12 protein-coding genes and 4 tRNA genes are annotated in these 11,628 nt (G+C 73.2%); 9 read left to right on the top strand and 7 right to left on the bottom strand.

Annotated elements, in window-relative coordinates; genetic code table 11:
• Positions 1-69 precede the first annotated feature (69 nt).
• Together B082_RS0108700 and B082_RS0108695 are read right to left on the bottom strand one after the other, a co-directional pair.
• Positions 70-143: transfer RNA gene (locus B082_RS0108700), tRNA-Cys, on the bottom strand.
• Between the two features lie 37 nt (positions 144-180).
• Positions 181-253: transfer RNA gene (locus B082_RS0108695), tRNA-Gly, on the bottom strand.
• A 162-nt stretch (positions 254-415) separates the two neighbouring features.
• Here B082_RS0108695 and B082_RS0108690 point away from each other — a divergent pair.
• The 3 genes from B082_RS0108690 to B082_RS0108680 all read left to right on the top strand — a co-directional run bounded on the left by B082_RS0108690 (position 416) and on the right by B082_RS0108680 (position 3,183).
• Positions 416-1,453 (top strand): chorismate-binding protein, encoded by a 1,038-nt coding sequence (locus B082_RS0108690; protein WP_018551421.1) that lies wholly within the window; start codon positions 416-418, stop codon positions 1,451-1,453.
• Positions 1,450-2,271 (top strand): aminotransferase class IV, encoded by an 822-nt coding sequence (locus tag B082_RS0108685; RefSeq protein WP_018551420.1) that lies wholly within the window; start codon positions 1,450-1,452, stop codon positions 2,269-2,271. The genes B082_RS0108690 and B082_RS0108685 overlap by 4 nt, the downstream gene beginning before the upstream one ends.
• 75 nt (positions 2,272-2,346) lie before the next feature.
• A complete protein-coding gene (locus B082_RS0108680) occupies positions 2,347-3,183 on the top strand; it encodes a GNAT family N-acetyltransferase (RefSeq protein WP_018551419.1) in 837 nt (278 codons plus the stop codon).
• An 18-nt stretch (positions 3,184-3,201) separates the two neighbouring features.
• Here B082_RS0108680 and B082_RS0108675 read toward each other — a convergent pair whose 3' ends face one another.
• The gene (locus tag B082_RS0108675; RefSeq protein ID WP_018551418.1) at positions 3,202-3,717 is read right to left on the bottom strand and encodes a DsbA family protein; all 516 of its coding nucleotides are present in this window, start codon (positions 3,715-3,717) and stop codon (positions 3,202-3,204) included.
• 156 nt (positions 3,718-3,873) lie between these two features.
• Between B082_RS0108675 and B082_RS0108670 the strand changes: the two genes are divergently transcribed.
• From B082_RS0108670 to B082_RS39430, 3 genes are all read left to right on the top strand, one after another.
• Positions 3,874-4,335, top strand: coding sequence for a hypothetical protein (locus B082_RS0108670; protein ID WP_037709711.1), 462 nt, complete (start codon positions 3,874-3,876; stop codon positions 4,333-4,335).
• Positions 4,336-4,562: 227 nt separating this feature from the next.
• The gene (locus B082_RS0108665; RefSeq protein ID WP_018551416.1) at positions 4,563-5,534 is read left to right on the top strand and encodes an acetylxylan esterase; all 972 of its coding nucleotides are present in this window, start codon (positions 4,563-4,565) and stop codon (positions 5,532-5,534) included.
• Positions 5,535-5,711: 177 nt separating this feature from the next.
• The gene (locus B082_RS39430; RefSeq protein WP_018551415.1) at positions 5,712-5,867 is read left to right on the top strand and encodes a hypothetical protein; all 156 of its coding nucleotides are present in this window, start codon (positions 5,712-5,714) and stop codon (positions 5,865-5,867) included.
• A gap of 4 nt (positions 5,868-5,871) precedes the next feature.
• Here the strand turns inward: B082_RS39430 and B082_RS0108655 are convergent, their stop codons facing one another.
• Positions 5,872-6,447 (bottom strand): CGNR zinc finger domain-containing protein, encoded by a 576-nt coding sequence (locus B082_RS0108655; protein WP_018551414.1) that lies wholly within the window; start codon positions 6,445-6,447, stop codon positions 5,872-5,874.
• Positions 6,448-6,697: 250 nt separating this feature from the next.
• Positions 6,698-7,111, bottom strand: coding sequence for an SsgA family sporulation/cell division regulator (locus B082_RS0108650; protein WP_003959770.1), 414 nt, complete (start codon positions 7,109-7,111; stop codon positions 6,698-6,700).
• Positions 7,112-7,300: 189 nt separating this feature from the next.
• Here B082_RS0108650 and B082_RS0108645 point away from each other — a divergent pair, with 189 nt between their 5' ends.
• Positions 7,301-7,792, top strand: a complete 492-nt coding sequence (locus B082_RS0108645; protein ID WP_018551413.1) for a TIGR02611 family protein — start codon at positions 7,301-7,303, stop codon at positions 7,790-7,792.
• Positions 7,793-7,846: 54 nt separating this feature from the next.
• Positions 7,847-7,918, top strand: a tRNA-Val gene (locus tag B082_RS0108640).
• A gap of 61 nt (positions 7,919-7,979) precedes the next feature.
• On the opposite strand, the gene B082_RS0108635 is transcribed toward B082_RS0108640, so the two are convergent.
• Complete coding sequence (locus tag B082_RS0108635) at positions 7,980-10,502, bottom strand: SCO7613 C-terminal domain-containing membrane protein (RefSeq protein ID WP_026249564.1); 2,523 nt, start codon at positions 10,500-10,502, stop codon at positions 7,980-7,982.
• 161 nt (positions 10,503-10,663) lie between these two features.
• On the opposite strand from B082_RS0108635, the gene B082_RS0108630 reads away from it, so the two are divergent.
• Positions 10,664-10,735 (top strand) — tRNA-Val (locus B082_RS0108630).
• Positions 10,736-10,794: 59 nt separating this feature from the next.
• Here the strand turns inward: B082_RS0108630 and B082_RS0108625 are convergent.
• Positions 10,795-11,520: a 3'-5' exonuclease gene (locus B082_RS0108625; protein WP_018551411.1), complete on the bottom strand. Its 726-nt coding sequence runs from the start codon at positions 11,518-11,520 to the stop codon at positions 10,795-10,797.
• Between the last annotated feature and the right edge of the window lie 108 nt (positions 11,521-11,628).

Raw genomic sequence — 11,628 nt, 5'->3', positions numbered from 1 at the left:
CGATACTGGGATTGAACCAGTGACCTCTTCCGTGTCAGGGAAGCGCTCTCCCGCTGAGCTAATCGTCCTTGGAGGTGGAGACGGGATTTGAACCCGTGTAGACGGCTTTGCAGGCCGTTGCCTCGCCTCTCGGCCACTCCACCAGGGGTGGGAGTTCGGGAAGATCCCCCACCTTCTGCGAGCGGACGACCAGGTTCGAACTGGCGACCTCAACCTTGGCAAGGTTGCGCTCTACCAACTGAGCTACGTCCGCTTGTCGTTTCCGGTTCACTCGCGTGTCCCGGCGACGTGTTGAACTCTAGCGGATTCCGGGGCCAGTACAAAAACGCGTTTGTGCAGCGTGCTGAGGTACACCGCCCCGGCGCAGGTCACCGCGCGCCGACCTAGACTCACCGACGTGCACGACCTCGCTCCCATGGCCCGCTTCGGCGGCCTCCTCGCCTCCGGTCTACGGGATGTGACCAGTGATCCCGCCGCCCTCGGCTCCTCCGGCTTCTGGGCCGTGTGTGCCGGTTTCGAGGGCTCCCTGCTCTGCGCCCGCTTCGACACGGTACGCGCCGCGGACGTGCCCGCCCCGGTGCCCGGCGCCTGGCGCGGCCCCGCGGCCGGTGACTGGACCTCCTCGCTCGACCGCGCCGCGTACACGGCGGGCGTGCGGCGCATCCGCTCGTACATCGCGGCCGGCGAGGTCTATCAGGCCAACCTCTGCCGCGTGCTGAGCGCCCCGCTGCCCGACCCCGCGCGGGCGGACGTGGACGCCCTCACCGCCCTGCTGGCGCGAGGCAACCCCGCCCCGTACGCAGGAACGATTCGGCTCCCGGCGCACGGCGTGGAGATCGCCACCGCGTCGCCCGAGCTGTTCCTGCGCAGGGACGGCCGCACGGTCGAGTCGGGACCCATCAAGGGCACCGGCCGCACCGAGGCTGACCTGCTGGAGAAGGACTACGCCGAGAACGTGATGATCGTCGACCTGGTCCGCAACGATCTGGGCAGGGTCTGCGCCACCGGCTCGGTCACCGTCCCCGACCTGTGTGCCGTCGAGAAGCACCCCGGCCTCGTCCACCTCGTCTCCACCGTGCGCGGCCGACTCGCCGAAGGCGCCGGCTGGCCGGAGATCCTCGCCGCCGCCTTCCCGCCCGGCTCCGTCACCGGCGCCCCCAAGTCCAGCGCGCTGCGGATCATCGGCGAACTGGAGACCGCCCCGCGCGGCCCGTACTGCGGAGGCATCGGCTGGGTGGACGCCGACCGGGCCACCGCCTCGCTCGCCGTCGGTATCCGGACCTTCTGGACCGACCGCAGCGGGCCCGTCCCCCTGCTGCGCTTCGGCACCGGGGCCGGCATCACCTGGGGCTCCGATCCGGAACGCGAATGGGCGGAGACCGAACTCAAGGCGTCCAGGCTGCTCGCGGTAGCGTCGGGCACCTACGAAGCGACCGGAAGGACCGCACCATGAGGATCTGGGTCAACGGCGAACTGCGCCCCGCCGACGACGCCCGGCTGTCCGTGCTCGACCACGGGCTCACCGTCGGCGACGGGGTCTTCGAGACGCTCCGGGTCTCCCAGGGCCGGCCCTTCGCCCTGACCCGGCACCTGGACCGCCTGACCCGCTCCGCCCAGGGCCTCGGCCTCCCCGCCCCCGACCTCGACGAGGTGCGCCGCGCCTGCGCCGCCGTCATCGAGGCCAACCCGGTGGAGCTGGGCCGGCTGCGCGTCACCTTCACCGGCGGCGTCTCGCCCCTCGGCTCCGACCGGGGCACCGAGGGCCCCGGCCTCTTCGTCGCCCTCGGCGCCGTGAAGCGCCGCCCCGACACCACGGCGGTCGTCACCGTGCCGTGGACGCGCAACGAACGCGGCGCGCTCACCGGCCTCAAGACCACCTCGTACGCGGAGAACGTCGTCGCCCTCGCCCGCGCCCACGAGCACGGCGCTTCCGAGGCCCTGTTCGCCAACACCGCCGACCGGCTCTGCGAGGGCACCGGGTCGAACGTCTTCGTCGTCCTGGACGGGCAGCTCCACACCCCGCCCGTCGCCTCCGGCTGCCTGGCCGGGATCACCCGGGCGCTGACGGTGGAGTGGACCGGGGCGCAGGAGACCGACCTCCCGTTCGACGTCCTGGACCGGGCCGAGGAGATCTTCCTGACCTCCACACTGCGCGACGTCCAGGCCGTCCACCGGGTCGACGGCCGCGAGCTGCCGGGCGCGCCGGGTCCGGTGACCGCCAAGGCGATGCGCGTCTTCGCGGAGCGGGCCGCGGACGGCATCGACCCGTGACGACGGCGCCCGCCGCCCGGTCCTTGGCCGTAAAAGTGGGTGACGGGCCCGCGCGCAGGGGATAGAAACGCATCGATGACGACGACACTGCGGCCGACCGGGCCGATCCAGTCAGGCGCCGACGGCGCACAGCGGCGCGCGTACGACGTGTGCGACAACGGGCGCCCCGTCGGCTCCGTCACGCTCGCCGTCGAACCGGGCGCGGGCGGTGCCACGGGGGTGGTCGAGGACCTCAGGATCGACGAGGCCGTCCGCCGGCGGGGCAGGGGCACCATCGCCGCGCTGGCGGCGGAGGAGATCCTGCGCGGGTGGGGCTGCTCCCAGGTGCGGACGGGGGTGGCCGCCGGTGACCCCGCCGGGCAACGGCTGGCCGCCGCGCTCGGCTACACCGAGAACAGCCGGCACATGGTCAAGACGCTGCCCGAGCAGCCGCCGGCCCTGGCGGACGGGCTCACCGCGCGCCCGATCAGGCCGCAGGAGTACGCCGCCTGGAAGGACGGGGCGATCGCCGCGTACGCGGAGAGCCTGGTCACCCGCCGCGTCCCGCAGGAGGCGGCACTGGAGGTGGCCCGCGCCTCCTACGCCCGGCACCTGCCGGACGGTCTCGCCACCGAGGGGGCGCGGCTGGAGTACCTGATCCATGAGGGCGGGACGGTGGGCCACATCTGGGTGGCGCCGTTCGAGATGCACCCCGGCCTACGGGTCGGATACGTGTTCGACGTGGAGGTGCGGGAGGAGGCCCGGGGGCGGGGGTACGGGCGGGCGCTGATGCTCCAGGCCGAGCGCATCGCCCTGGCGGCGGGCGAGCGGAAGATCGGCCTCCATGTCGTCACGGCCAATACTCCGGCGGTGCGCCTGTACGAGACCCTCGGCTACGCACCGACCAAGTTCCACCTGGCCAAACCGATGTGACCGAGCCCCCCCCGGGGCTCAGCCCCGCCCGGCGAGCAGCCGGTCGGCGATCTCCTCGATCCGCTCGCGCAGCCCCTCCTGGCTCTTGCCGCCGTCCAGACGCTCCCCGCCGATCATGTACGTCGGCGTGCCCGTCACCCCGATCGCCTTGCCCTCGGCCTGGTCCGCGTCCACGATCAGCATGTGCCGGCCGTCGATCAGCGCGGTGTCGAACTCCTCGGCGTCAAGACCAAGTTCCCGGGCCACCTCGACCAGCAGCTGCTCGCCGCCGGCCGCGAGGTCGGCGGTGCGGGCGAGGAGCGCCTCGGCGTAGGGCCGGCCGCCGCCCTGGGCCACGGCCTCCTCGGCGGCCTGGGCCGCGGCGTAGGCGTGCCGGTGCTTGTCCAGGGGGAAGTGCCGCAGCCGGACCTCGATCCGGTCGCCGTACCGGGCCCGCAGGGCGTGCACATCGGTGAGGGCGCGGTGGCAGTCGGGGCACTGGAGGTCGCACCAGATGTCGAGGACGACCGGTGCCGCGGAGGAGGAATCGCTCATGGGACCAGTCTCGCAGGGCGTGCGCCGTGGCCGCCGCCCGGCACCTGGGGAGGACTCCGGCCCCTGAGATGTCCCTGATGTGGGCCCGGGGCATGGCCGCCCACCCGGTGGCCGGTGCAGGATGGAAGGGACGTTTCCCCTGCGCCTGGAGGCACGATGCTTGCCGAGACCATTTGTTCCGCGGTGTCCGCGGCGGGCCTGGGCATCGCCGCCGTCACCGCGTACCGCAAGCGGTTCCTCACCGCGACGAGGATCGCGGCGTACTCGCTGGTGCCGGTCGGGCTGGTGCTGACGGGTGTCGTGAAGTGGCTGTCGGACATCGCCTTCAAGCCGAGCGTCTGGCTGGGCTTCGGCGTGCTGGGGCTGGCCTGGCTGCTGTTCATGATCACCCGCGCGATCGAACGCCGGGGTGGTGGCAGCCGCAAGGAACGCAAGGCGGCCGCCCGCGCCGCGCAGGGCGAGGCCGTGGCCCCGGCCGCGTCGGCCCCCTCGCTGGGCGCCGGATCGTCGCCCGAAACCGCGCGCCCGCGGCGCAAGCCGGAGAAGCAGTCGGGTTCGGCCGGAGCGGGCGAGGACTTCAGCGACATCGAGGCCATCCTGAAGAAGCACGGCATCTGACACCGGAGGGCCCGTCTGTCCCGCCCGGCACCCGGTCCCGCGGTACCACGCGGTGGGACCGGGTGCCGGTGCGTGCTGAATCGATTCGCCCAAGATCCCTTGCCCCTGCCCCATGAGGCCGCATAACGTCCCGATGGGCTGTGGACCCATACGTTCAGGCCCTCAGCACCAGGGGGCGGGACGCGTGGCGCGTGCTGCTCCTTTCGCCTGCCCGAAACGGAGAAGCCATGGCCCTGTTCGACTTGCCCCTGGACCAGTTGCGCGGGTACCGCCCGGACCCCGACGAGCCGGCGGACTTCGACGCGTTCTGGGAGCGCTCCCTCGACGAGGCCGCCGTCCATCCGCTCGACGCCCGGTTCACCCCCTACGACGCCGCGCTGGCCGCGGTCGACTCCTACGACGTGTCGTTCGCCGGCTGGGGCGGGCACCGCATATCCGCCTGGCTGAACGTGCCCGCGGGCGCCGGAGGCCCCCTGCCTACCGTCGTCCACTACCTCGGCTACGGCGGCGGGCGCGGACTGCCGCTCGACCACCTGGTGTGGCCCGCCGCCGGCTGGGCCACGCTGGTCGTGGACACCCGCGGCCAGGGCGCCGTCAACCACCACTCGGCCGGGTCCACCCCCGACCCGCACGGTGTCGCCAACCCGCAGTCGCCGGGATTCATGACCAACGGCATCCTCGACCCCGAGACCTACTTCTACCGCCGGGTCTTCACCGACGCGGTCCGCGCCGTCGAGGCCGCCCGCAGCCACCCGTCCGTCGACCCCGCCCGCATCGTCGTCAACGGCGCCAGCCAGGGCGGCGGCATCGCCCAAGCGGTGGCCGCCCTCAGCCCGCACGTCAAGGCCGCGTTCGTCGACGTACCGTTCCTGACGCACTACCGGCGGGCCGTCGAGATCACCGACAAGGACCCCTACCAGGAGATCGTCCGCTTCCTGGCCACCCAACACGGCGCCCAGGAGCAGGTGTTCAGGACCCTGTCGTACTTCGACGGCGTCAGCTTCGCCGCTCGCGCCACCGTGCCCGCGCTCTACTCGGTCGCCCTGATGGACCCCATCTGCCCGCCCTCCACGGTCTTCGCCGCCTACAACCACTGGGCGGGGCCCAAGGAGATCGAGGTCTACCCCTGGAACGGCCACGAGGGCGGCGCCGCGGTCCACCGCCAGGCACAGCTGCGGAAGCTGCGCGATCTGGCCTGATCCGGCGGCTCGGGCAGGGGGAGCGGGGGAGTGGGGGAGTGGGGGAAGAGTCCCGAAAATATGTTGGGTGATCGGACGCCGGAGCGATTACGACCGCCCCCATGACGAGTGAACTCCCGTCATGAAGAGGCATGTTGGTACGCGGCATGCCCCGGACTGCGTCATGATCGTCCCGAAATGGTGGACACCTCTCGGGGCGATGCCCCCGCACCCCCTGGCGAAGAGCCGCGCGGCTGCCTCTTCGCGCTTTCCCAGCCCCCTCTGATGATCTTCCTCACGGTCATCGGCAGCCTGCTGCTGATGGCCGCGTTGCACGATCTCTTCGTGCTGTGAGCCGTCAGCCGGCCGCTTCCCTGCGGCGCGCCCGGTACGCGGCCACGTGCAGGCGGTTACCGCAGGTGCGGCTGGAGCAGTAGCGGCGGGATCGGTTGCGCGAGAGATCGACGAACGCGTGCCGGCAGTCCGGCGCCTCGCACCGCCGCAGCCGCTCCGTCTCGCCCGCCACGATGATGAAGGCGAGGGCCATACCGCAGTCCGCGGCCAGGTGGTCGGCGAGCGAGGCGTCCGGCGAGAAGTAGTGCACATGCCAGTCGTAGCCGTCGTGGTCGCTGAGCTGCGGCGTGGTGCCCGCGGCAGCCACCAGGGCGTTCACGAGGGCGGCCGCGGTCCGGGCGTCGGATGCGGCGAAGACCTGGGCGAAGCGGGCGCGTACGTCGTGCACGGCCCGCAGGTCCTTCTCGTCCAGCTCGCCGACCCCGCTCACCCGGTGGCGCGCGGCGAACGTGTGGAGCGCCGCGATGTCGCCGAGCCCGTCGGCCGGTGCCCCGTCCCCTTCCGGCTCGCTCTCCGGCGCGGTGTTCACCAGATCGACCACTACGTCGAGGGCGATCCGGGTGTCGTGGGGGATCAGCACGCTTTCGCTCCCTGGCCTCCGGCGGGCGGGCGCCCGCCGATGCCGCCCGACTCTACTGGCTCGGCCGGTGCGGACCGGGGAGTACGGGGGAGTACGGGGCCCGTGCGGGGTCACCGGGCCCCACGACGCGCACCGACGCCGGTCACCACGGTGGATTCCGTGATCACCGGCGCCGGTGTCCGCCGTATGAGGTTGTCCGCGCGACGCCGTCTCCCCGAGTCGGACGGCGTCGTGCAGCTCTCGGCCTGGCTCAGCTCTCGGCCAGGATGTGTGAGAGCTCCGTATCGAGGTCGAAGTGACGGTGTTCGGTACCCGGCGGAACCGCGGCGTCGGTCCTCTTCAGGAACGACTCCAGGGCCCTTGCCGGGGCTTCGAGCAGTGCTTCGCCCTCTGGGGAGCTCAGCGCGATACAGACGACGCCCTGGCCGTGACTACGGGATGGCCAGACGCGGACGTCTCCGGTGCCGGTGGGCCGGTGCAGCCCCTCGGCAAGGAGGTCACGGGCGAAAACCCACTCGACCGTCTCCTCCGCTCCGGTGTGGAAGGTGGCGTGCACGGCATAGGGATCGGCCGTGTCATACCGCAGGCCCGCGGGTACAGGCAGTGAGGACTCGCTCGACACAACGAGGCGCAGGTGCAGCTCGCAGCTGACCGTGGTGTTCATAAGCGCCAGGGCCTTTCGCTCAGTGTGCGCTCGGGGATTCGCACGTCGGCGAAATCGACATGCCACCTACGGTGGCGTTGTAAACCCCTCTGACCGTTTTGCGATCCTTCAGATAGCTCGTACAGCGGTGTGTAACTTTGAGTCATGCGGCCATTCCAGTGACGGAAGGCGGTCCGGTAGGTTGACGCCATGAACGCGGAGAGTGACGAGCGGGACCCGGGCGGTGCGACGGCGCAACCGGCTCCCGCGGCGGGGGAAGCACCCCGCGATGCGACGGGGGACGTCATCCCGGGAGTGACCAAGGAGGACCCGGCGCTCGGGTCCAGGGCGCCCGGCTTCATCAAGGCGTCCAGAGCGCTGCACCTGAGCTGGCAGGTCGGCGTCTTCGTGGTCGGCCTGGCCGTGGTGGTGGCCGGCATCATCATGCTGCCGCTGCCGGGCCCCGGCTGGCTGGTGATCTTCGGTGGCATGGCGATCTGGGCGACCGAGTTCGTCTGGGCCCAGCTGGTGCTGCGCTGGACCCGGCGCAAGGTCACCGAGGCCGCCCAGCGGGCGCTCGATCCCAAGGTCCGGCGGCGCAACATCATCCTCACGGTGACGGGCCTCGTGATCATCGCGGTGCTGGTCGGGATCTACGTGTGGAAGTTCGGGATCGTCATGCCGTGGAAGATCCACGAGTGACCCGGTGATGGTCGAAGGGCGCCGCTGACATGGGGTAATGTTTGCCGTGCGTCCGGGCGATTAGCTCAGCGGGAGAGCGCTTCGTTCACACCGAAGAGGTCACTGGTTCGAACCCAGTATCGCCCACCCGGACCGAAGGCCCGGAAGCTTCCAGAGCTTCCGGGCCTTCGGCGTTCCCGAGGTCACCTCACCGCATCCGCCCCAGCGCGTCCCTCAGCCGCCGGGCATCGCGCAGCCGCTTCTCGTACGTCGCCCCCACCGCCAGCAGCAGCACCCCGGCCAGCGCCGGCGCCACCCACCGCGGCAGCGCGCCCGCCACCTGCACCACGTACGGCGCCAGCTCGTGCAGCGCGTCCAGCGCCAGCACCGCGCCGCCCAGCACCAGCAGCGCCTGGAGCCGCAGCCGCGCGCCCAGCAGCGTGATCACCAGGGCCGCCGCCCCCAGCAGCAGCGGCCGGGGCCAGTCCGGGTCCCCCCATGCCGCGAAGAGCGACGGCACCAGCGTCACCGCCAGCCCCGCCCCGTACGCCGTCCACGACGACACCGAAGCGTCGCCGCGCCGGCGCAGCACCCCGATCACGAGCGCCGGAACCGTCACCGGCAGGGTGTACGCCTCCGGGGCGGACACCCCCGACACCGAGAGCCGTACCCAGGCCGCCAGCACGAACAGCCCCGTCGCCAGGTACCCGGCGAGCGGGCGCCGCTCCGGGCGCAGCGCCGTCCCCGAGGCCACCACCGCGCACAGCGCCAGCACCAGGGCCAAGGACCGCGCGTCGCCCAGCGCCATGGCCACGGCCACCGCGCCCACCGCCGCACCGGTCAGCTCGACCGGGAGCGCGACGGGATGCCGCTTGAGCCGGGCGCCGAGCAGGGCCGTGACCGCGGGGACGGCCAGCAGCAGCGGAGCGCTCTCGTGCACCGCGAGGCCCAGCGAAGCTCCCAGCGCGGCCGCCGGCACCGCCGCACACACCACGGCCGCGCACGCCGACGCCGCCCGCACCGCGACCGGCGCGGAGGCCCGCGCCCCGGCCGGCTCCAGGGCGACCGCGACGGCCGTGAACACCGCCACCAGCAGACCGAACGCCGTGTACGTGGCCGACTCCGTCGCCAGCGACAGCAGCCCCGCCCCGGCCGCACCCGCCGACCCGGTCACCCCGGCCGTCAGCGCCACAGCCGGCGCCCCGCCCCGCAGCCCGCCCACCGCGACGGCGAACGCCGCCACCACCAGCACCAGCTGCCCCGCGAGAGCCGCCGCGAAGGACAGGTCCAGCGCGGCCGGCAGCACCGTGAGCCCCGACCAGGCCAGCGCCACCGCCGCCGCACCCGCCGCATCCCGCCACGCTGGCCGGGCACCGGCGGCGGGCCCGGCCCACCGCACCACGCCCTCCCACCACCGGTACGCCGCACCGAGCGCCACGGCCACCAGCAGCAGCACCACAGGGGCGGCGGCCATCTCCCGCCACGGCAAGTCCTCCGCGCCCACCGCGCCCCGGGCGCTGTCGGGCAGGCCGGACCACACACCGCCCAGCCGCGTCACCGGACCCGTCGCCACCACCATCACCGCCGGCAGCGAGATCAGCACCGCACCCGCCGTCACCGCCCCGGACGCCCGCACCAGCCCCCGGGCCGCCGCCCGCCCCAGCGGGGCCCGCACACCGGCGAGCAGCGCCCCGCCGCACAGCAGGTACACCAGCACCGGCCAGCCGTCCGGCACCCCGGCGGCAGCGACCCCGCCCACAGCCGCCACGGCCGCCAGACCGGCCACCGCCCCACCGGCCACCGCGAACGGCCCGGGAGCCCGATGGGCCCCGGCCAGCGCCAGACCCGCACCGGCCAGCAGCAGCGCCCCCGGCGCCACCGCCCCCGCGGGCCCGCCCGCCGTCAGCGACTCCACCAGAGCCACCAGCAGCCCGGTCCCACCCGTCACACACAGACCGACGCACGCCGGAACCCGTACCGAAGCCCGCGTGAGCCGCAGGGCGAGCACGCCGTCCAGCGCCGCCGTCACCAGCAGCGCCCCGGCGAACCACAGCGCCCCCGCGCCCCCGGCCCACGCCCACAGGACCAGCGGCAGCTGCGCGGCGCACACCGCCAGGGGCAGCGGCAGCCGCAGCCGGTCCAGGAGCAGACCGTAGGCCGCCCACAGCACCGCCAGCACCGCCGAGGCGGTCGCCGCGTAACCGGCCCCGTCCGCGTCCGGCACCGCCACCTCGTACACCGCGTACGCGTCGAGCACCATCAGTACCGAGGCCAGCGCCGCGAGCGCCTCGGCCGTCGAGGACAGCCCCCGGCGCAGCAGCGCCGCCGGCGCGATCAGCGCCCCGGCCGTCACCGCGGTCAGCACCGCGCTGCGACCACCGATCCCCATGTCCCCCCAGCTCACCAGGGTGAACGCGAGCGCGGCGACCGTCAGCAGCAGGCCGCCGAGCACGAGCAGCACGTTCTGCGCGCCGTGCGCGCGGGCGGCGGGAGACGGCGGACCGAAAGCCGGAGCCGAGTGGGCCGGGGCCGGACCCCAGGGCGCGACCGGGCCCCTGGCCGGCGGCGGACCCCACGGGGCGGGTCCGGGGGCCTGGGCCGGGCCGTTGGCCGCCAGCACACTCAGCAGCCAGGTGCGACGCGTCAGCAGCTGGGACCGGCGGGCGTCCAGCCGGACCAGTTCACGGTCGAGGAGCACCAATTCCTCGGCGGGTGGCGGCACATGTTCCATGGACGCGAGTGTGCTGCGCGCCACTCCGGCGGACATGCGCGCGCGTACTCAGATACCCGACTGAGTACGTGCGCCCCGCCGTTCGCCGCCGGGCGCCCGCCAATGCGCCGCAAGCGGTTTGAACCACAGCCGCCGAGCCCTGTATGGTTCAACCCGTTCCCGGGCGATTAGCTCAGTGGGAGAGCGCTTCGTTCACACCGAAGAGGTCACTGGTTCGAACCCAGTATCGCCCACCCCGGGAGAGGCCGGTCCGTCAGCACCATCGACGGACCGGCCTTCGCGTGTCCGGCCGTCACGCGGCAGTGCGCAGCTCCGGGCGCAGCGGCCAGGCCGGGTCCACCGTCTCCGGCGTCCCGCTCCTGATGAACCAGGCCTGAAGTCCCCGCGCCTGGGCGGCATGCCACACCGCCTGGAGCGTGTGCAGTTCCGCCGCGGTCAGCCGCTCCAGCCGGGGCGCGAACCGGCGCCCCACCGCCCGGACCAGCTCCAGCGCCGCCACGGCGTCCGCCGCCGCGTCGTGTGCCCCGTCCAGCTCCACCCCGTACAGCTCGCACAGATCCGTGAGCGTGCGCCGGCCCTTGCGGTAGCGGTCCATCTGCTTGTCCAGCACCCGCGGGTCCAGTACGCACAGCGGGGTGTTCTCCAGATGGGTGCCCAGCGATGAAGCGCGGTGCCGCTTCAGCTCCCGGTCCAGCAGTGTCAGGTCGAACGGCGCGTTCATCACGGCCAGCGGCCGGCCCGCCGCGCTCTGCTCGGCCAGCGCTCTGGCCATCTCGTCCACCGCGGGCGCCGGCCACCGGCCGTTGCGCTGGAGATGGCCGTCGGTCAGCCCGTGGATCTCGGTCGCTCCCGGGGGCACCGGCACCCCCGGATTCACCAGCCAGCGGGTGACCCGCACCGGGCCGCCCGCACCGTCCTGGACGGCGAGGGCTGCCGACACGATCCGGTCCTCCTCGACGTCCACACCCGTCGTCTCCGTGTCGAAAGCGGCCAGCGGCCCGTCGAACCAGTGAGTCATCCCCGAACTCCTCGCTCCCGCACGGCAGATGGAGTGATTTCCCTGCCCGGTCCGGTGATACCCGCACCCCTTGCCTGATACGCCGTCCGCGGACGCCCCTGTGCGGTG

It is taken from the genome of Streptomyces sp. ATexAB-D23, from assembly GCF_000373645.1.
GTDB classification, from domain to species: domain Bacteria; phylum Actinomycetota; class Actinomycetes; order Streptomycetales; family Streptomycetaceae; genus Streptomyces; species Streptomyces castrisilvae.
Note: the sequence above shows the minus strand (reverse complement) of the source record. Positions and strands in the feature narration are given on the sequence as shown.

What these genes read in the sequence shown, in the direction of transcription:
- B082_RS0108685 (WP_018551420.1), top strand. Translation starts at nt 1,450, where the DNA reads ATGAGGATCTGGGTCAACGGCGAACTGCGCCCCGCCGACGACGCCCGG.
- B082_RS0108690 (WP_018551421.1), top strand. Translation starts at nt 416, where the DNA reads ATGGCCCGCTTCGGCGGCCTCCTCGCCTCCGGTCTACGGGATGTGACC.
- B082_RS0108645 (WP_018551413.1), top strand. Translation starts at nt 7,301, where the DNA reads ATGAACGCGGAGAGTGACGAGCGGGACCCGGGCGGTGCGACGGCGCAA.
- B082_RS0108650 (WP_003959770.1), bottom strand. Translation starts at nt 7,111, where the DNA reads ATGAACACCACGGTCAGCTGCGAGCTGCACCTGCGCCTCGTTGTGTCG.
- B082_RS0108635 (WP_026249564.1), bottom strand. Translation starts at nt 10,502, where the DNA reads ATGGAACATGTGCCGCCACCCGCCGAGGAATTGGTGCTCCTCGACCGT.
- B082_RS0108670 (WP_037709711.1), top strand. Translation starts at nt 3,874, where the DNA reads ATGCTTGCCGAGACCATTTGTTCCGCGGTGTCCGCGGCGGGCCTGGGC.
- B082_RS39430 (WP_018551415.1), top strand. Translation starts at nt 5,712, where the DNA reads ATGGTGGACACCTCTCGGGGCGATGCCCCCGCACCCCCTGGCGAAGAG.
- B082_RS0108680 (WP_018551419.1), top strand. Translation starts at nt 2,347, where the DNA reads ATGACGACGACACTGCGGCCGACCGGGCCGATCCAGTCAGGCGCCGAC.
- B082_RS0108675 (WP_018551418.1), bottom strand. Translation starts at nt 3,717, where the DNA reads ATGAGCGATTCCTCCTCCGCGGCACCGGTCGTCCTCGACATCTGGTGC.
- B082_RS0108625 (WP_018551411.1), bottom strand. Translation starts at nt 11,520, where the DNA reads ATGACTCACTGGTTCGACGGGCCGCTGGCCGCTTTCGACACGGAGACG.
- B082_RS0108665 (WP_018551416.1), top strand. Translation starts at nt 4,563, where the DNA reads ATGGCCCTGTTCGACTTGCCCCTGGACCAGTTGCGCGGGTACCGCCCG.